15 protein-coding genes and 1 pseudogene are annotated in these 18,336 nt (G+C 60.4%); 6 read left to right on the forward strand and 10 right to left on the reverse strand.

Translation table 11 applies throughout. The annotated features are described in order from the left end of the window. The first annotated feature begins 149 nt into the window (after positions 1-149). From hisS to R3D51_12430, 4 genes are all read left to right on the forward strand, one after another. Positions 150-1,667, forward strand: a complete 1,518-nt coding sequence (hisS, locus tag R3D51_12415; protein MEZ5900283.1) for a histidine--tRNA ligase — start codon at positions 150-152, stop codon at positions 1,665-1,667. 5 nt (positions 1,668-1,672) lie between these two features. Then, on the forward strand, positions 1,673-2,851 hold the full coding sequence (locus R3D51_12420) for an ATP phosphoribosyltransferase regulatory subunit (protein ID MEZ5900284.1): 1,179 nt from the start codon (positions 1,673-1,675) through the stop codon (positions 2,849-2,851). Further along, the gene (gene hisG / locus R3D51_12425; protein MEZ5900285.1) at positions 2,848-3,546 is read left to right on the forward strand and encodes an ATP phosphoribosyltransferase; all 699 of its coding nucleotides are present in this window, start codon (positions 2,848-2,850) and stop codon (positions 3,544-3,546) included. The genes R3D51_12420 and hisG overlap by 4 nt, the downstream gene beginning before the upstream one ends. Before the next feature lie 112 nt (positions 3,547-3,658). Beyond that, entirely contained in the window at positions 3,659-4,531 is an 873-nt protein-coding gene (locus R3D51_12430; GenBank protein MEZ5900286.1) for a mechanosensitive ion channel, read from the forward strand. On the opposite strand, the gene recQ is transcribed toward R3D51_12430, so the two are convergent. Beyond that, positions 4,528-6,714 (reverse strand): DNA helicase RecQ, encoded by a 2,187-nt coding sequence (recQ, locus tag R3D51_12435; GenBank protein ID MEZ5900287.1) that lies wholly within the window; start codon positions 6,712-6,714, stop codon positions 4,528-4,530. The genes R3D51_12430 and recQ overlap by 4 nt on opposite strands. Before the next feature lie 451 nt (positions 6,715-7,165). Here recQ and R3D51_12440 point away from each other — a divergent pair, with 451 nt between their 5' ends. Beyond that, on the forward strand, positions 7,166-8,191 hold the full coding sequence (locus R3D51_12440; GenBank protein ID MEZ5900288.1) for an asparaginase: 1,026 nt from the start codon (positions 7,166-7,168) through the stop codon (positions 8,189-8,191). Between the two features lie 18 nt (positions 8,192-8,209). Here the strand turns inward: R3D51_12440 and R3D51_12445 are convergent, their stop codons facing one another. The 8 genes and pseudogenes from R3D51_12445 to R3D51_12480 all read right to left on the reverse strand — a co-directional run bounded on the left by R3D51_12445 (position 8,210) and on the right by R3D51_12480 (position 15,522). Continuing rightward, a complete protein-coding gene (locus R3D51_12445; protein ID MEZ5900289.1) occupies positions 8,210-9,601 on the reverse strand; it encodes a TIGR03808 family TAT-translocated repetitive protein in 1,392 nt (463 codons plus the stop codon). A gap of 75 nt (positions 9,602-9,676) precedes the next feature. Further along, positions 9,677-10,321: a pyroglutamyl-peptidase I gene (locus tag R3D51_12450; GenBank protein ID MEZ5900290.1), complete on the reverse strand. Its 645-nt coding sequence runs from the start codon at positions 10,319-10,321 to the stop codon at positions 9,677-9,679. A gap of 78 nt (positions 10,322-10,399) precedes the next feature. Next, on the reverse strand, positions 10,400-10,660 hold the full coding sequence (locus R3D51_12455; GenBank protein MEZ5900291.1) for a DUF3297 family protein: 261 nt from the start codon (positions 10,658-10,660) through the stop codon (positions 10,400-10,402). Between the two features lie 115 nt (positions 10,661-10,775). Next, a complete protein-coding gene (gene ychF / locus R3D51_12460; GenBank protein MEZ5900292.1) occupies positions 10,776-11,873 on the reverse strand; it encodes a redox-regulated ATPase YchF in 1,098 nt (365 codons plus the stop codon). Between the two features lie 154 nt (positions 11,874-12,027). Further along, the gene (locus R3D51_12465) at positions 12,028-12,855 is read right to left on the reverse strand and encodes a tetratricopeptide repeat protein (protein MEZ5900293.1); all 828 of its coding nucleotides are present in this window, start codon (positions 12,853-12,855) and stop codon (positions 12,028-12,030) included. A 157-nt stretch (positions 12,856-13,012) separates the two neighbouring features. Beyond that, positions 13,013-13,822, reverse strand: coding sequence for a hypothetical protein (locus tag R3D51_12470; GenBank protein MEZ5900294.1), 810 nt, complete (start codon positions 13,820-13,822; stop codon positions 13,013-13,015). A 329-nt stretch (positions 13,823-14,151) separates the two neighbouring features. Continuing rightward, positions 14,152-14,700, reverse strand: a pseudogene (pth, locus tag R3D51_12475) (aminoacyl-tRNA hydrolase). A gap of 114 nt (positions 14,701-14,814) precedes the next feature. Further along, positions 14,815-15,522, reverse strand: a complete 708-nt coding sequence (locus R3D51_12480; GenBank protein ID MEZ5900295.1) for a 50S ribosomal protein L25/general stress protein Ctc — start codon at positions 15,520-15,522, stop codon at positions 14,815-14,817. A gap of 356 nt (positions 15,523-15,878) precedes the next feature. On the opposite strand from R3D51_12480, the gene R3D51_12485 reads away from it, so the two are divergent. Continuing rightward, positions 15,879-16,322, forward strand: coding sequence for a Fur family transcriptional regulator (locus tag R3D51_12485; protein ID MEZ5900296.1), 444 nt, complete (start codon positions 15,879-15,881; stop codon positions 16,320-16,322). A gap of 6 nt (positions 16,323-16,328) precedes the next feature. Here the strand turns inward: R3D51_12485 and R3D51_12490 are convergent, their stop codons facing one another. Further along, on the reverse strand, positions 16,329-18,197 hold the full coding sequence (locus R3D51_12490; protein ID MEZ5900297.1) for a L,D-transpeptidase family protein: 1,869 nt from the start codon (positions 18,195-18,197) through the stop codon (positions 16,329-16,331). Positions 18,198-18,336 lie beyond the last annotated feature (139 nt).

Below are 18,336 nucleotides of genomic sequence, written 5' to 3' on the forward strand. Positions count from 1 at the left end.
CTGTGACGGGGCCATCACTAAAGTCAGCAAATGGCGTGCTTTCCAGTCGAGCCGGATCCCCGGCTTTCGCACTGCGGAACCATCCGCTATAAGGCCCCAGACCTTTGGGGCCCCGTCAGGGCGCCTCAGCAACTCAAAAGTTTCAATCCATGTCCAAATCCAACAAAGGCGCTGGCTCCGAGGCACCCTCGGCGGCGCGCCCGGAAGCCAGAATTGCCAAAGGCTTCCGCGACATCGAGGCGGCCGAGCTTAAGGGCCTCAATGAAATGCTGAGCGTGATCCGCTCGGTCTATGAACGCTATGGGTTCGACGCGCTCGAAACGCCTGCCCTCGAATATACCGATGCGCTGGGCAAGTTTCTTCCCGATCAAGACCGGCCCAATGCCGGAGTGTTTTCGTTCCAAGACGAGGACGAACAGTGGATGAGCTTGCGGTACGATCTCACCGCGCCGCTCGCCCGCTATGTCGCGCAGAATTTCAACGCCCTGCCCAAGCCGTTCCGCCGCTATGCATTTGGCAACGTCTATCGCAACGAGAAGCCGGGGCCAGGGCGCTTCCGCCAGTTCATGCAGTTCGACGCCGACACGGTGGGAAGCGAGAGCATCGCTGCCGATGCGGAGATGTGTATGCTTGCGGCGGACACGCTTGAGGCGCTTGGCATCAAGCGCGGCGACTACGTGATCAAGGTCAACAGCCGCAAAGTGCTTGATGGTATACTGGAGCTGGCCGGGGTCGATCTGACGGATGGCTCGCAAAGTGGTAAGCGGCTCACCGTACTGCGCGCCATGGACAAATTTGACAAGTTTGGCGCCGAAGGCGTTTCGCAGTTGCTCGGCAAAGGCCGCAAGGATGAGAGCGGTGATTTCACCCCAGGGGCAGGCCTTACCGACGCGAATGCGACGATTATCACGAAGTTTCTAACCGCGGCGCAGGGCGCGCGCGAAGGCGCGATCGACCGTGTGAAGGGGATCATCGCCGGCAATGCGCGAGCAGAGGAAGGACTTGCCGAGCTGGAGGCCATAACGGATCTTGTTACAGCGGCCGGATATGATGCCTCGCGGATTACCTTTGATCCATCCGTCGTGCGAGGTCTGGAGTACTACACTGGCCCCGTGTTCGAGGCAGAGCTGACCTTCCAGGTGAAGGACGAAGACGGCAACACCGTTCGTTTCGGCTCGGTCGGCGGCGGGGGGCGTTACGACGATCTCGTCGCGCGCTTCACGGGCCAGAAAGTTCCAGCAACCGGATTCTCTATCGGCGTCTCGCGCCTTCAGGCGGCACTCGCGCATGTCGGGCAAAAGGCGAATGCCGCGCTTGGGCCCGTTGTCGTGCTCGTCATGGATAAAGACCGGGTCGCCGACTACCAGGAGATGGTGCAGAGGCTGCGCACTTCAGGCATCCGCGCGGAAATGTATCTGGGCTCTTCCGGCATGAAGGCGCAGATGAAGTACGCCGATAAGCGCAGCAGCCCCTGTGTCATTATTCAAGGTTCCGATGAGCGTGCCAAATGCGAAGTGACTCTCAAAGACCTGATCGAGGGCGCGAAGGCGGCGGCTGCCATCAAGGATAACAAGGAATGGAAGGAAGCGCGCCCCGCTCAACTCTCCGTTCCAGAAGCCGACCTCGTCGCTGAGGTACGCAAAATCATCGAACGTCACCAAGGTTAGAGACGATGTCCGCCGAGACGGCACTACGGTTCGAGGCGCTGGAAGCGCAGGCGCAAAAGGTCATGTCGGTCTTCACCAAAGCCGGGCATGAAGCCGTTGCGCCTTCCGTGATCCAACCTGCGGATGTCTTTCTGGATGCGATAGGCGAGGCGTTGCGTGCGCGCACTTATGTCTTCACCGATCCCGATGGCGCGGAGCTATGTCTGCGTCCCGATCTTACCCTTCCTACCTGCAGACTGCATGTGGCGCGCCATGCCAATCCTGCGGTCAAGGCGCTCTACTGCTATAATGGCCCGGCTTTTCGCTTTCAGCCTCAGGGAGCGGACGAGGTCCATCCCCGCGAGTTCCGTCAGGCAGGCATAGAGCGCATTGGCGAGAACGAGCGCGAGAGCGCGGAAGCCGCTACGATCACGCTTATTATGCAGGCGCTGAGCGCGTGCGGTCTCAACGACTGGACCATGCGCATCGGCGATCATGGCATGTTCCGTTCGGTGTTGGTGGCCGCGAACGTGCCGGAGCGCTGGCGCCAGCGACTGGCCGATGCGTTCTGGGAACCCGGTCAGTTTCACGCTGAGCTGAAACAGCTTGTAAGCGCGCCGGATGCCAATGCGCGCAAGCTGCCGCGCGAACTCATCGAAACCCTTGTTCCCGGCGACGTGGAGGCGAGCGAGGCGGCCGTTGCCGCTTATCTCGACTCTAACGGGATCGAGCTGATCGGCACGCGAACGCTTGCCGAGATGACGAGCCACATGCTCGACGTTGCGCAGGATATTGGCGCCGCCCCGCTTTCGTCCGCGGCGGCCACGTTGATCGAAAGCTATGTCGCCGTCTCCGGCCCCGCTCGCGCATGCGGCGATACGATCGCAAAACTGCTCAAGAGTGCGGGGGTGAGCGCGGGATTGGCGCTCGATGTCTATGACAAGCGGCTTGCGCAACTCGCGAACGTCGGGCTCGATCTTTCACGTGTGGCGTTTTCGGCGGAATTCGGCCGCAACCTCGAATACTACACCGGGCTTGTGTTTGAGGTAATTTCGCCGCTGTTCGGCGAGGCGAGCCCGATTGCCGGCGGCGGGCGCTATGACAATCTTCTGCGTTCGGCGGGGGCCTCGAAGGACGTATCAGCCGTCGGAGGTGCCATCCACACCGAACGCCTCCTGAGGGCTGTGAAGGAGGCGCGCGTATGAGTGCGAAGCTGACGCTTGCCATCCCTTCCAAGGGCCGCCTGATGGAGCAGACGACAGACGTGTTTGCTAAAGCCGGCCTTGTCGTGAAGAAGGTCGGTCACGCACGCGGATATCGCGGCGAGATCGAAGGCATGCCGGGTATCGACGTCGCTTACGTCTCGTCCTCCGAAATCGCGGCGGGTTTGAAGGCGGGCAGTGTGCACCTTGGAATTACAGGGGAAGATCTCATTCGTGAGAGCATGTCGGACGCCGCCACCCGCGTGACGTTTCTGCGGCCGCTCGGTTTCGGATTTGCCGACGTGGTCGTTGCGGTGCCCGCGTGCTGGATCGACGTGACCACGTTGGCCGATCTTGAAGCGATCTCCGGTCCGTTCCGGCGGGCGCATGGGCGCTGGCCGCGCGCCGCCACAAAGTACAAGAACCTGACGCGACGGTTCTTCGCCGCGCATGGATTTGGCGACTATCGCATTGTGGAAAGTCTCGGCGCGACCGAAGGGACGCCTGCGGCAGGCACGGCGGAGTTCATCGTCGATATTACGACGACGGGAGAGACACTGCGCGCCAATGGTCTGCGCATTCTGGACGACGGCGTCATCCTGAAGTCTCAGGCCAACCTCATCGCAGCCAATCTTGCACAATGGACGCCGGAGCTCACCGGATTGCGCGACGAACTCGTGAAGCGTTTGGCCGCCTGAGAACCATCCGGCGGATGGGCGGATACGTGGAATCCTCCATTGTGCTCGCGGGCCCTTTGCAGACAAATGCCAGGAACGATTGCCTTGAGCCACGTGAACGGAGGATCGCAGGATGGAACCATTGCAGTTGGCGAATGCGAGCCGCACGTTCATTGACGGGCTCACGCGCTGGGCCGTTGAGGCCGTGCCGAACATTCTTGCGGCACTGGTTCTGTTTGCTGTCGGCGTTTGGTTCTCTGGCTGGGTCGCGCGTCAGCTCGGACGCGGTATTGATCGCGAAGAGCGCATCGATCCGACCATGCGTGGCGTTCTCACGTCGCTGGCGCGCTACGGTATTCTTATCGTGACTCTGGTTGCGGTGCTCGGTCAGCTGGGCGTGCAAACGACCAGCATTCTCGCCGCGTTGGGTGCAGCAGGTCTTGCCATCGGTCTTGCCTTGCAAGGAACGCTGTCGAATATCGCGGCAGGTATGATGCTGCTCTGGCTGCGGCCCTATCGCGTGGGCGACTTCATCGACGCGGGAGGCGTGGCCGGCACAGTGAAGGAAGTCGGACTTTTTGCGACCGAGATGCATTCCTGGGATGGCGTCTACCAATTCGTTCCCAACTCGGAATTGTGGAACAAGCGCATCATAAACTACAACCGCCTGCCGACGCGCCTTGTCGAGATCAAATGCGGCATCGGCTATAACGACGACATCGACAAAGCCAAGGCCATCATGTTGCAGCTCGCAGACGCCGATATGCGCGTGCTTTCACAGCCCGCACCCACGGTGTTCGTCTCTGCGCTCCAGGATAGCTCTGTTGAGGTGTCGCTGCGTGCGTGGGCCGAAACGCCCGATTATTTCGGCACGCTGAGGGATCTCAATGAAAGCTGCAAAAAGGCCTTCGATGCAGCGGGTATTTCAATACCCTTTCCTCAACTTGATGTGCATCTTGACGGCGCTCTTGCGCGCGCAAAAGAACCAAGCGGCAAACCAGCCTAGCCGATCTCAGCTAGGATACACTTCAGGATGCCGAAGTCATAACGACCGTCGAGCGCAGCATGGGCAGGCCCGAGCTTGCCGGTCTCCAATGTGTTGCAGCGTTCGAATGCGGCCAGGATCTCGTCCATCTCTGCTTCGTCGAGCGGCAGAACGCTTCGCGCCTCTATCAGACCTGCTGCGATAGCATCGGCGAAATGCCCATAAACGGTCGAGAGCGCGATCTCACGCTCGCTCGCAATCTGCTCGGCATCAAGTCCGCGCAGATGGGCTCCAAGCGTCTGGTTGACGGTGGAAGGCAAGCGGTTATTGAGCAGCGGATGGGGTTTGTGCAGGCCAATCAACTCCAAGAAAGCCTTGCCGTATCGGGTGATCTTGCTGGCGCCGAGGCCGGTAATGTCATGCAGGCCAGCCTCGTCCATGGGCCGCTTCTCCGCCAATTCGATGAGCGTGCGATCTTGCGCAATGACGTAGGGTGGCAGCTTCGCAGCCGTGGCAAGCTTGAGGCGTAATGCCCGCAACGCCTGAAGCAATGTTTCGTCCTGCGGCGCTACCTTTGCAATCGACTTGGCTTCGCGACGCGATTTCTTCTCTGGCGCGCGCGTGACGCGAATGAGGAATTTCGCCTCTCCACGCAGAACCGGCCGCGCGCTTTCCGTCAGGCCAAGCATGCCATGGCCTTCGTCATCGGCGCTCAAGAGACCTGCTGCGATCAGCTGGCGAAAGAGACCTTTCCAGGCGACGGCGGACACATCCTTGCCGATGCCGAAGACGGATAGCCGGTCATGGCCGTTGCGCGCGATGCGTTCGTCTTCCTTGCCCATGAGCACGTCGCAAAGATAGGTGACGCCGTAGCGCTGGCCGGTGCGGTAGACGGCTGACAGCGCCTTCTGCGCAGACAGCGTGCCGTCTTCGGTCTTGGGTGGGTTGAGGCAGTTGTCGCAGTTGCCGCAAGGTTCGCTCAGGCGCTCGCCGAAATAGGCGAGCAGGGCCTGGCGGCGGCATCCAGGCATTTCCGCCAAGCCTATGAGCGCATCGAGCTTCTGACGCTGAACGTGCTTGAAGGCGTCCGAGCCATCGCTTTGTGCGATCCACTGGCGCAGTTGCACGACATCGCCGATGCCATAGGCCATCCAGGCATCCGCAGGCTCACCGTCCCGACCAGCACGGCCTGTTTCTTGATAGTAAGCTTCAATGGACTTCGGCAAGTTCAGATGCGCCACGAAACGCACGTCAGGCTTGTCGATGCCCATGCCGAAAGCTATCGTCGCAACGACAATGAGCCCATCCTCGTTGAGGAAGCGAGTCTGTGCGGCTGCGCGCACGTTAGCCTCAAGGCCGGCATGATAGGCAAGCGCCTTGCGTCCCTTGGACGAGAGCCAGGCTGCGGTCTCCTCCACCGATTTTCGCGACAGGCAATAGACGATGCCAGCATCGGTAGGGTGCTCGCTGGTGATGAACTGCCACAGGCGCTCGCGCGCGCTCATCGAGCCCATCTCGGCTATGGTGTAGCGAATGTTGGGCCGGTCAAAGCTGGCGACGTAGACTTCCGCGTCTTCCAGCGACAGCTCAGTCACGATCTCCTGGCGCGTACGCTCGTCGGCCGTGGCCGTGAGTGCGATGCGCGGCACCGCCGGAAAGCGCGTAGCAAGAATTTTCAGCTGACGGTATTCGGGCCGGAAGTCGTGCCCCCATTGGGAAACGCAATGGGCTTCGTCGATTGCGAACAGAGCAATCTCGTGGCGCGTCAAAAGATTGAGGGTGCGCTCCTGGACCAGTCGCTCGGGCGCGACGTAAAGCAGATCGAGGGCGCCAGCGGCGAACTCGCGCTCGATGCCGTCCTGCGTTTGGCGGTCGAGCGTCGAGTTGAGAAAAGCCGCTTTGACGCCGACGTCTTTCAGGGCGTCCACTTGGTCCTGCATCAAGGCGATGAGGGGAGAGACGACGATGCCGGTGCCGGACCGGACGAGGGCGGGGATCTGGTAACACAGCGACTTGCCGCCACCTGTCGGCATCAGGGCGAGGCAGTCCCGCCCCTCCAGCAGGGCCGCGATGATGCCCTCTTGATGCAGGCGAAAGCTCTTGTAGCCGAATACCTCGTCGAGCTTGGCGCGCGCCGCGTCGAGCGGTTTCGGGCTCAGCAGGTCGAAGGCCGGCAGGGCTTTGGGCGCGGCAGATGCCGGCATTGCGGTGAAGCTCCCGGATTTACGCGAATGCGACCGGCAACTCATAGGCTGATTCTATCACCAGGCCGGCATTGCTGATGGCCGCGGCTACGACAATCCCGTTGAAAACTTGAAAGGATTTCGCCGCGATCCCACGCATTCCAATGTTTAACAGGCCGTTCAGAAGCAGTTCATGTTGGGGGCTGTAGGGTCACATCCAAGCTGATGGAGCAGATAGCGCCCATCAGGTCCCAAGGTGCCCGGCCAGGTTCCCCTCTCCCCCCCCCCCGACCTGGCCGGAGCTGCCTTAGGACACCAGACACACTTCGGTAATCCTCCCAATCTGTGCCCGTTGCCCGCCGGAACTCATCCGGCGGGTTTTCTTTGACTTTTCCCTGGTCGATGATGTTGGAGGGGCCAGGTGGGGATTTGTCCCCTCGATTTTTTTGCTGCAACGCGGTAAGCCCGGGCCATGGCTCATCCGATCGCAGATTCTTTCACACGCAATCCCGTACTGATCGAAGTGACCCGCGGCCCCTTGGTGGAGTGCCGTCATCGGGGCACGGTTGCGGTTTGTGATGCGGCCGGCGATTTGGTTCTGGAATTGGGCAACGTGCGTGCGCCGGTCTATCCGCGCTCTGCCATAAAGCCATTGCAGGCATTGGCTTTTATCGAGAGCAGAGCCGCCGACCGTTATGGCTTTGGCAACCGCCACATCGCATTGGCTGCGGCCTCGCACTCTGGCACACGCGAGCAAGTGGCGACTGCAGGTGAGATGCTGGCCGCACTAGGGCTGGATGAGAGCATCATGCACTGTGGCAGCCATCTGCCGCGTGATCAGGATGAACAGCGCGCGCTGCTGCGTACCAACAGCAATCCAACGCAGCTGCACCACAACTGCTCAGGCAAGCACGCCGCCATGCTCGCAACCGCTTGTCATTTGGGCGAGCCGACCGCCACGTATGAGCAGGCGGAGCATCCCGTTCAGCAGCGCATTCGCGCGCTTCTAGAAGACATGAGCGGCGCCGAAATTACAGATGACGTATGCGGTATAGATGGATGTTCGGTCCCCAATTGGGCGCTTCCGGCGGCCAATCTTGCGCGCGCCTACGCTCGGTTTGGAACGGGCAAGGATTTGTCGCCGGAGCGCGCGAAGGCAGCTCGCCGCATTATGGAGGCGGCGCAGGCCGAGCCAGATTTTCTCGCCGGTCCGGGGCGGCTCGATACGCGTGTGCAGAAGCTTTTTGGCGGCGCGGCTTTCGTGAAAACGGGAGCGGAAGGGGCTTATGCGGGGTGCTTCCCGCAATCGGGTCTCGGCTTTGCGCTCAAGATGGACGATGGCGCTTCGCGCGGTGCGGAAGCGGTTGTTTCGATGCTGATTGAGGCGTTCCTGCCGCAAGCGCGCGGCAAGCTCCCGCTTAAGACGCTGAAGAATGCGCAAGGCAAAGATGTCGGCGTGATCCGTCCATCCCCGCTCGCAGCCGTCGCACTGCGATGATTGCCGTTCGTTTCTGGACTAAACCGCGACATTGCCATTGAGAGCGATACGTCCGCCCGAGCCGGGTTCGCGCGCGAGATCGGGCCCCGACATAGCACCCAGGTTCATGGTGCGGATGGCTCCGTCGATCGTTTGCGAGATGAGATTATTGGCGATGAGGCACGCGCCGGCCTCGGGTGCATTCGTGATGGCGATGCCCACACGCGAATGCCGGATGACGTTTCCGGTTGCCGCCACGTCGCGCATATAGGGGCCCCATCCGATTTGCAGCCCGACGGTCGGCGCGCCTTCTATTGTATTGCCGGTGACGGCAGCGTCGGCCTCCACGCCGATACCTTCACCGCGCTTTTCGCCCTCGGGCTCCTTCTCGCGGCGGAACAGATTGCGGATCAGGTTGCCTTGGATGACCGCGAGACGGCCGCCCTCCTTGAAATTAGTGACTGAGATTCCCGTTGCAGCCGTATCGACGACGTTGTTGGCGATGACGCAGCCCTGAAAGCCGAACTCGGCGTAGAGCGCCACTTCGCCGAGGCGCTCGCAATTGTTCGAGATGATCTGAATATTGGAAGCCGCGTTGCCACGTACCGCGCTGTAGGTACAGTCGTAAATGCGGTTCGCCTGAACCAGAACACCGCCTGCTCGAAATACGTTGACGCCATTGCCCCATTCGCCGGTTCCACCAAGCGCGTTACGGATCTGACTGATGCGGTTAGCGATCACGAGCGTTCCGTCTTCACCGGCTTCTCTGCGCCAGACGAGAATGCCGTTTCCTGCGCAGCGCGTGACCTCGTTGGCGGAAATTTCCAGGCCTTGGGCGTCGAGAGACTTGATGCCGGCTGAGAGGACGTCGGACACTACCATTCGGCTGACCCGTCCGCAGCATTCCACCAGCGAGATGCCGCCGCCCGCGCTATTGCGAACTTCCACATCCTCGATTGCTATGGCGCGCGCCCGCGAAATGTTGAGCAACGCTTCGCCACGGGAGACATCGAAGGTTTTGTAGGCTCCGTCGATGATAAGACCTTGCAGTACGATGCCATCGGCATTGTCGGCGGTGATGCACGCAGATCCCCCGTTGAACAGAAGCACCGTCCGCCGGGCGTTGCCGATCAAGGCGGTGCCGGCACGCAACCGCAGATCCGAAATGCGAATGACACCTTCCGGCAATCGCAGCGTGCGTCCTGTGGCTGCCGCCTCGTCGATGAGGCTCTGCAAGGCAGCGGTCTGGTCTTCGGCTGCGTTAGGCTTCAAATCAGCGTGCATGATGTCGTTGCCGATCTGGCGAAAGGCGGCTTGCAAGGACTTCGCCTTGGGAGCGGCAGCATCGGCGGCTTGCGCTCTGGTCACGGCGGCAGCCGCTGCGCCAAGTCCGAAACTGGCTGCGAGAAGGGAGCGGCGATCGACGGTCATGGCGGTCTCCTTGGGCGGGGTCGGCTCAAGGACAAGCAACATCGACGCCAGTCAGGTAAACGTTAAGCGGGGTGGTTAATCTGCAGATTGCGTGAGAAACGGTGAATGGGTCGTCTCCAGGCACGCGCGCACGATTTCTAAGGCGCCATCCAGCGCCTCAGAAAAGCGCAAGGGCGGCCCTTCCAGGTCGGCCGGTATGTGGATGAAGCCGGAGCGGCAGGCCACTGGCAGGGCCTTCGTGGCCGTCAGGCTATGGTAAAGAACGGCGTTGCAAAGGTAGCCACCGGCGTCGTCCGACAACGAGACAGGAAAGCCAAGCGCCTTCAAACGTGCTTCGATTCCAACCGCATCGATGCTGACAGGGTGCAGATCTGGTCCAAGGCGGGACAGCCGGTTCTCTGCGGGCAGGCAGCCTAATGCATCCGGCGAGGAACGGCATAGGTTGTGAGCCTGGCGTTCGATGCGAAAGCCCGTGGCGTCGGCGGCAACGCCGAAGTGCAAAGCGAGTGTAGGGCGGTGATGGGCGATCAACGTCGCCGCGCGTTCCGGAGCTGCGCTCCAAGTGGTTTGCAGAATTTCGTGATGCACGACATGGCCGGGGAAGCTCTGACGTGCGTGGTGCGCCAGTGCCGGGACAAGCCTTGCCGTCGCATTGTCTGCAATGCCGGGAAACGGTCCGAAGCCCGTTAGAAGCACGGTCTGCGTTTGGGTTTGGCTCATCGCCGTTAGCCTGTTCGAAATGCGGCTTTCAGCTTACTCGAAAGGTCGTGCGAAGTGAATGTTGGAGCGTCCGCAGCCTTACTCGGATGGAGGCGTATCCGCATCCGTCTTGAAGTAGGGTTCGACAACGCCTTTGAGCTTCACCGTGATGGGGTTGCCCTTGCGATCGCGGGAGTTGCCCGCCGCAACGCGGATCCAGCCTTCCGAAATGCAATACTCTTCGACGTTGGTCTTCTCGATGCCGTTGAAGCGAATTCCCACGTCGCGCGCCAGAAGGGCCTCGTCGTAATGCGGGCTTGAAGGATTGACGGAAAGTCGGTCAGGAAGCTTGTCGGTCATGATCGTTTCCTCGTAAGCCGTTTCTTATATTGGCGACGCTCTCTCGCCGATTACGCGCACTCGTTCTGCTCCGCCGCGCCATGTTCACCGAAACTGCGACGAAGCGATAGCGCGATCAGTTCGCGAAGCGGAAGTGCATGACGTCGCCGTCCTGCACAATGTATTCCTTGCCCTCCAGGCGCATCTTGCCGGCTTCCTTTGCACCGGTTTCGCCATTGAGAGATGTGTAATCGTCATAGGCGATGGTTTCAGCGCGGATAAAGCCTTTCTCGAAGTCGGTGTGGATGACGCCCGCCGCCTGCGGCGCCTTGGTGCCGCGCGTGATCGTCCATGCGCGTGCCTCCTTCGGACCGACGGTGAAGTAGGTGACCAGATCGAGCAGTTTATAGCCGGCGCGGATCAATCGATTGAGCCCAGGTTCAGCCAACCCCATCTCAGCGAGGAACGCATCGCGGTCTTCGGGCGCAAGTCCTGCAAATTCACTCTCGATCTTGGCTGAGATGACAACCGTCGCCGCGCCCTCTTTGTCAGCGCGCTCCTGTACCTTCTGAGAGAAAGCGTTGCCTTCGCCAGCCGAGCCCTCATCGACGTTGCAGACGTAGAGGACAGGCTTTGATGTAAGCAGTTGCAGGGCACGGAAGATAGGCAGCTCTTCGGGCGCGACCGGTGTAAACCGCGCGGGCTTGCCTTCGCGCAGGAGCACCAGAACTTTGTCGATGACGGCGAATTGGGCCTTCGCCTCCTTGTCTCCGGACTTTGCTTTCTTCTCGATCTGGGTGACACGCTTTTCGAGGCTTTCGAGGTCGGCGAGCATCAGTTCGGTCTCGACGGTGTCAGCGTCGGCGATGGGATCGATGCGATTTTCGACGTGTGTGACGTCGCCGTCCTCAAAGCAGCGCAGCACATAGGCGACCGCATCGACTTCACGGATGTGGGACAGAAACTTGTTGCCCAGTCCTTCGCCTTTCGAGGCGCCGCGTACCAATCCTGCGATATCGACGAACGTAAGCCGCGTCGGAATGATTTCCTTGGAACGTGCGACGCTGGCCAGCTTGTCGAGCCGCTCATCGGGCACGCCGACTTCGCCGACGTTGGGTTCAATGGTGCAAAAGGGATAATTGGCGGCCTCGGCGGCGGCTGTTTGAGTCAGCGCGTTGAAGAGGGTCGATTTGCCGACGTTCGGCAAACCGACAATTCCCATCTTAAAGCCCATATGTGATTTGTCCTTGAATTGCGTTGCGCTGAGCTACAACGCTCATCCTTCAAGATCAATGGGCTGGAATGGCGCGGAGGCGCGTCAGGACCGGATTTTCCGGGCTTTGTGCAAAACGTCACGAGTTATTCGGGGGCATGCGCCGCGGCGAAATCTAGGGCGGGTGAAGAACGCCCAAATAGAACATTCGGCGGCGGGCATCCTCGTGCAGGCTGTTGATGGAGAGCACCTTGGTATAGCTCTCCAACGCCAGTTCCTTGTCTCCCCAGTCGCGGGCCATTTCACCCCGCATCCAGAACAATGGCAGGTAGCGGTCGTTGACTGCGATGCCTTTGTTGAACTCCGCCTTTGCACGTTCGCGATCGTTCATCGCGTTGAACACCTGGGCGCGGCCCATGTAGGCCTCGACCTCACTCGGCTTGAGTTGAAGCGATTTGTCGAAGTCGGATAGCGCATCATCGAATTTATGTGCGCGCATGAGCGCCTGACCGCGGTCGCGGTAGTACTTGTCGTTATTTGGGTCGAACCCGATGAGCGTGGTGTAGTCCTCCACGGCCTTGAGGTACTGCGAATTCTTGGCGCGCGCCCATGCACGACCTTCGAGCGCAGTGATGTTCTTCGGTTGCAGTTTCAGAACCGACGTGTAGTCATCGGCCGCTGCCCCAAAGTCTTCCTCTTTGCCCCAGCCGACGGCGCGCAGCATCAGAATGCGCGCTCGCTCTGTCGGATCGGGGTTGGTGGCGTTCAAGATATAGGTGCAAGCTCTCACGACAAGGGGTGCGGAATCGGTCTGCTCGCAATCTTTCAGCGTCGGTGCTTCGGCAGGTGGCGGAGGTGGTGTTGTTGGCCCATTGGCGTATTGGGCGTCGGCGGAAACGGCGGAGGCGGTGTTGCAGGCCGCCGCGCACGCAATGAGTGCACAGCGCGCGCGTGCAAGGCGTAAGCGTCCGCGAGTGAATCTACGTGCAGGGCCTGATGTCACGGCTTCCCGTCTCTCTTACCAGCGCAGTTTGCGCTCTTTGAGCCGTTGCAAACGGCAGGCAGGTTTTGCGCTAGCCGAAGCGTCATTGCAAGCGCGGGGACAACCCTAGTAGCTTAAGGTTGAACATGATTCGAGCGCATTTGGCGCGGAAACGAGCCTATTGCTGATATTGCGCTAATGCGAATGTCGAATAGCGCTCGGGGCTTGGAAGATTGGTCTTGTCCGACATGGCGGAGCGCAGGGCTTGTTCGATGTTGACGCCGTTATCCGCTTCGCGCATCGCGATTACGATGAACGGACGCTGCCAGCTGGTCTCATCGTTCTCGCATTCCGCGCATGGCTCAAGGTAGCGGCCAAGATTGAGCGTCCACATCGGTATGTTGGGCCCTATCGCATCACGGACCCATTGTGCGATGCGCGCGGCACGCAGGCCGCCACGCTGCGTTTCGCGGCCGACATCACCTTCCTGGCTGGCAAGCCCGACGGCGATGAGGGCGCGTGCGCGGCCAAGGTTCTCACGCAACTGAGGGGCAAGCACCTCTGTTTCAATGTCGGATGGTGTCAGCCGCTGATCGCCGCGTTCAAGCTCCGTCGTCGATCCCAAGACCCAACCGTAATTCTTGGTCAGCACCACAACGTCAAACAGCGCGCGACGGCCAAGGGCGTCCGTGCCTTCGATCGGAAAGACCAGCGTCCGCTCGTTCCACCGCTTAGCGAAGATGCGCTGGGCGCCGCTCTTGTCCAGGAACTGGGAAAAGTAAGCGTCCTTTAACGTGATGCCCCCGATAGTGACTGTGAAGAGCAGGGCGAGGAGACCGATAACGGCTTCTTCGCGCGCGCCGAACAGACGATGCAAAAAGCCCATCAAGCCGCGTTCGCGCTCCGTGTCGGTATGTTCTGGGATTGCAATGGCTGCAGTGGCCGCGCTCGAACGCCCCTCGCCGAAGTCATCGTCGTACTGGACCATCTGCTACTCGCTTTACCTATGCCGACATATACGCTGTGCAGGGATGAGCGCCCCGTACGGAGGTGAGGCCGACACGGGAGGGCCTGACGACCTGCGCCCCTTCAGTCGCCCGATTTTCGCGCGCTGAGCCACTTTTTCAAGTTTTCTGCCAGCGCGGATTGGCGCTTATTGGCCCGTTCTCCCGCTGGATGCGGCGTATTTGTTTTTCTCTGTGGCACAGGAGCCTCGCCTTTTGAGGCTGCCGTTGTTTTGGCGGGAAGCGCCTGACGTGATGCCGGCTGGGCAGGCTTGTCGGCGGCATCACCGGCATCCGCCTGGATGAAACGCGCTACGTCGCTGAGGAAGCGGGCGTCGTCACCTTTGGCGAGGTGATGCGCCGCGCATGCCAGCGCATCGAGAAGCTCACTCACCCATTCGCGTTCGACCTTCGCAAAATCGTTGAGCACGTAATAGGTCACGGCGTCCTTGGAGCCGGGATGTCCAATGCCCAACCGCACGCGCACGTATTCGTTGCCGATGTGGGCGGAGATCGAGCGCAGACCGTTGTGGCCCGCGTTTCCACCGCCGAGTTTGACCTTCACTTTCGAGGGGGCAAGATCGAGCTCGTCGTGAAAGACCGCGACATCGGCAGGATCAATCTTGAGGAAACGTAGGGCCTCGCCAACAGCGCGACCACTCTCGTTCATGTAGGTTTCAGGCTTCATCAGCATCACGCGCTCGGTGCCGATCGTGCCTTCTGTGACGAGAGCTTGAAATTTCTTGCGCCAAGGCGGGAAGTCATGCGCGCGCGCAATTGCGTCCAGCGCCATGAAGCCAATGTTGTGGCGGTTACCCTGATACTTGGCACCAGGATTGCCGAGACCGACAAAGAGTTTCATTTCGCTCCTGCTTCCCGGCACGCCCGCAGCGCGCCCGCCGCAAGGCGGGGCCTTGTAAAGGGTCTCGGCGGGACGCTTCGTCTGCGCCCCACCGGGACAATTGTCGTTCGATAATTACTTCTTGCCAGCAGGCTTCGCAGCCGCTGCGGCGGGGGCGCCTTTGCCGGCTGCGGCAGCGGGTGCACCTTTGCCAGCTGCTGCCGCCGGTGCGGCTGCTGCTGCCGGAGTGTCGGCCGCCGCGGCCTCGTCGTCGCCCTTGAGAGCGCCTGCGATGGTCGCAATGGTGAAGTCGCGATCCTTGATCACCGGCGAGATGCCCTCTGGCATGTTGACCGACGAGACGTGGATCGAGCGGCCGATCTCAAGGCCCGTCAGATCGATCTCGAAGTACTCAGGAATTTTATTATAAGGGCAGAAGACTTCGAAGTCGTGGCGCACGATGTTGAGAACGCCGCCGCGCTTCAGACCCGGCGAAGCCGCGTCGTTGACGAAGCGAACAGGAATGGAAACGCGAATGATGCCGTCTTTGCCGACGCGCTGGAAGTCGACGTGAAGAGGCGTGTCGCGGACGGGGTCCAGCTGAATGTCGCGTGCCAGCACGATGTGCTTGGTACCCTCGACGTCGATCTCGAAAGCGGTCGAGGTGAAGTGCCCCTTGAGGAACTGCTTCCAAAGATCGTTGTAGTCGAGCGCGATCGTCTCGGGGGTCTTGTTATCGCCGTAGATCACGGCGGGTACGTTTCCTTCGCGGCGCGTTTGACGTGCGGCCCCCTTGCCGGCACGCGGGCGCGCCTGAGCCTTGAGCGGAATGAGCCCAGACATGGCATGTCTCCGAGTGTTTAAGGGTTTCCCTATAGGGAAACCAGAAAAAGCCGCATCCGGCCTCCAAGGGTGCCGGGCGGCGTCTCACAAGTGTTCATGAGATGGGCGGGCTTATAACCGCGATCCCGGGACTGTGCAACCACGCGGTGCAGACGACGGAAACGCCGAGGGGGCTAGATGGCTCCGTCGCTAAGGTCCACTTGCTGAGGGCAATCGGCGCACATGCAACGCTGTCCAAGCCGGGGCAAGGCGTCTCATGGCGCCTCAAGGGTTTTAAGCTGCCGCCGATACAGCTAAAATACCAACGTTGTAATGTCATCGGGCACAGCCTCGTGCTTCTGCTCGTCTGAGGTATAATGGACAAGAAGACTACAAAGCGGCGCTCGGCTGCGGACCAGGACAAGATCGTTGTCGAAGCCCTGCGCGGTGTGGGACGGCCCGTCTCGGCATATGAATTGATCGAGGCGTTACGGGACCAAGGGGTCACCGCGCCGCCGACCGTCTACCGAGCGCTCAATCGCCTTATCGAGGATGGATTGGCGCATCGCCTTGAGTCCCTCAATGCCTTTGTCGCCTGCAATCATCCCCACCACCACCACCACACCGGCAAGGCAGTGTTCGCAATCTGCGACGATTGCGGGTCGGTGACGGAGTTCGACAGTGAGACCGCCGAAATGAGTTTGGCCCAGTGGGCCAAGAAGGCAGGCTTCAAAGTGCGCGCCATGACACTCGAACTACGCGGCCAGTGCAAAGCCTGCGGGCAGGCTTCCATGGGTGCGAACCTCGGCGATACTGAGTGACGGACGCTAGAACGACAATCCGAACATGTCGCTGATGATGTCCCCGGTCGACCGCGGCTGACGCTTTTGTCGAGCGGGCGCAGAGGAGGCGACCGCCTTGGGATTGAAGTTAGGCTGCGGCGGCGCGAGGTGATCGCGGCCTTTCTTGATCTTGTCCCACTGACCGTCGAGTGCCTGGGTAATACGCCGTTCGTGCCCATAAATATCGGGGAAGGCGCGGACCTTGCCATCGTCGTCCACCCAAGCGGTGAAATACGCGAGGTGGATTGGAATGCGCTTTTCCATCGCAACCTCGTTGTTGAGGGGGCCTGAGCGGATCAACTCGGCAATCTTGGATTTGTCCCAACCCTTGTCGTAGTCGAGGATGATGTCGGCGAGCTCAACCGGGTTTTGCACGCGCAGGCATCCGTGTGACAGCGTTCGCTGCGCTTGCCGGAACATCCATTTATCCGGCGTATCGTGCATGAAAATGGTGTGCTGCGAGGGGAACGAGAACTTCACCACGCCAAGCACGCTTTTCCGGCCCGGAGGCTGCATTACATAGTAGTTGCGGATGTCATCCTTGGTCCAATCGATCTTGCGCCAGTCGAGCACGCGGCCGTCTTTGGTTTCAAGCTGAAGACCATATTCGCGCATCAACCCGCCGCCCTTGAGCAGGCTGGGCCACAGCTCATTCACCATGATCGATTCAGGCACGCGCCACTTCGGCCGCAACACGACGTATTTGAGATTGCGTGTGAAGATCGACGACTGCTTGTCCAACATGCCTGCAACAATGCGTTCCTTGCGGATCACTTTGCCGTCTTTGTAGACGTACTGCATGAACTCGGGGATGTTGTTGAAGACGTAAAGTTCGCCCATGTCGTCGTGCATCCAGCGCCATTCTTCCATGTTGGCGCGCAGCCGTTTCGCAGCGGCAGACATAACTATCTTGCCGCCTTTGGCTTCGCTGCCGGCCTTGGCGCCACCTGCAGCAATGAAAGCTTGGCGTAGCTTTTCGAATTGCGGATGTTTGGGATGCGTCGAAACGAGATACTCGGCTGGCGCGGATGCGGCCGCAAGACCGGCGAGCACGTCCTTGGGATCCAGGAGTTGTGGTTTGCGGTCGAGATTAGAGTTCAGCATTTCCGCCGGCTCCATAATACGTCCGCCGCGCGCATAGCGCGCATAAAGCAGAGCCGAGCGGGTCATCATCAGCTCATCGGTGGCCAACGCGGCTGGGCCGGTGCTGGGGGACTCCAATTTGGGAACCGCAAAATCTGAAGCCTCAAGGCCGTACGAGTTCGCATCCTGAAATGCCGCGATGATATCCTTGCCATTCTGCGTTAGGCCGTTGTCATCGACCCAGAGTGGTGCGTACGAGCGTTTCTCGTAGAGGCTCGTAATGGCATCGCGTTCCTTCTTGGCTTGTTCATCGTCGGAATTGGAGGCCGTAGCCGCAAGCGCTTCCTTCATGGCAGCTGCGAGTGGGCTCAATGTTGCGGGCTCGGGTGGCGCCGCCGCTGCATCGTCGGCAGCAGGCTGTCCTGAGTTTGTGTCAGCACCCTGTTGGCTGTCTTTCGGCTGATCGTCTGTCCCTGCCGTAGTATCGCGTGCCGAGGGCTCATGGGGCTTTTGCTCGGCGGTGGATTTGTCTGCCGAATTGTCGGGCTGCGAGGTCGTGTTGGTTGTTTCGGAGGTCGGACTTTCGCTTTCGGGCGAAGCTGGGTTCTCTTCGGCCGACTCCGCCCCTTCGCTGGCGTCTTGATCGGGAGTGACTTGAGCCGTCTGGAGCGCCTTCGCTGCCGGGGTGTGGGCTTCCTGCGCCTGAGCGCTCGTGCAAACAAGGCTCAATGAAAGTAGGGCCGCAGAAAAAAAGTCGAAGCGCACCGTCATGAAGAAACCTCAAGGGATCGAAGCCGACGCATTGCAAAAAATGAAGTGCTATCTGATTGCCGTAACAGTGTGAACACCAAGCCGGGCGAAACGGTGGATACCATTCAGACACGCCGAATTTGTCGCCCGTATGTGCCCT

The sequence above is a fragment of the Hyphomicrobiaceae bacterium genome (assembly GCA_041397645.1).
GTDB lineage: Bacteria > Pseudomonadota > Alphaproteobacteria > Rhizobiales > Hyphomicrobiaceae > Hyphomicrobium_B.

Bases quoted from the DNA above. Each gene is read 5' to 3' on its own strand.
- hisS (MEZ5900283.1), top strand. From the start codon at position 150: ATGTCCAAATCCAACAAAGGCGCTGGCTCCGAGGCACCCTCGGCGGCG.
- R3D51_12420 (MEZ5900284.1), top strand. From the start codon at position 1,673: ATGTCCGCCGAGACGGCACTACGGTTCGAGGCGCTGGAAGCGCAGGCG.
- hisG (MEZ5900285.1), top strand. From the start codon at position 2,848: ATGAGTGCGAAGCTGACGCTTGCCATCCCTTCCAAGGGCCGCCTGATG.
- R3D51_12430 (MEZ5900286.1), top strand. From the start codon at position 3,659: ATGGAACCATTGCAGTTGGCGAATGCGAGCCGCACGTTCATTGACGGG.
- recQ (MEZ5900287.1), bottom strand. From the start codon at position 6,714: ATGCCGGCATCTGCCGCGCCCAAAGCCCTGCCGGCCTTCGACCTGCTG.
- R3D51_12440 (MEZ5900288.1), top strand. From the start codon at position 7,166: ATGGCTCATCCGATCGCAGATTCTTTCACACGCAATCCCGTACTGATC.
- R3D51_12445 (MEZ5900289.1), bottom strand. From the start codon at position 9,601: ATGACCGTCGATCGCCGCTCCCTTCTCGCAGCCAGTTTCGGACTTGGC.
- R3D51_12450 (MEZ5900290.1), bottom strand. From the start codon at position 10,321: ATGAGCCAAACCCAAACGCAGACCGTGCTTCTAACGGGCTTCGGACCG.
- R3D51_12455 (MEZ5900291.1), bottom strand. From the start codon at position 10,660: ATGACCGACAAGCTTCCTGACCGACTTTCCGTCAATCCTTCAAGCCCG.
- ychF (MEZ5900292.1), bottom strand. From the start codon at position 11,873: ATGGGCTTTAAGATGGGAATTGTCGGTTTGCCGAACGTCGGCAAATCG.
- R3D51_12470 (MEZ5900294.1), bottom strand. From the start codon at position 13,822: ATGGTCCAGTACGACGATGACTTCGGCGAGGGGCGTTCGAGCGCGGCC.
- R3D51_12480 (MEZ5900295.1), bottom strand. From the start codon at position 15,522: ATGTCTGGGCTCATTCCGCTCAAGGCTCAGGCGCGCCCGCGTGCCGGC.
- R3D51_12485 (MEZ5900296.1), top strand. From the start codon at position 15,879: ATGGACAAGAAGACTACAAAGCGGCGCTCGGCTGCGGACCAGGACAAG.
- R3D51_12490 (MEZ5900297.1), bottom strand. From the start codon at position 18,197: ATGACGGTGCGCTTCGACTTTTTTTCTGCGGCCCTACTTTCATTGAGC.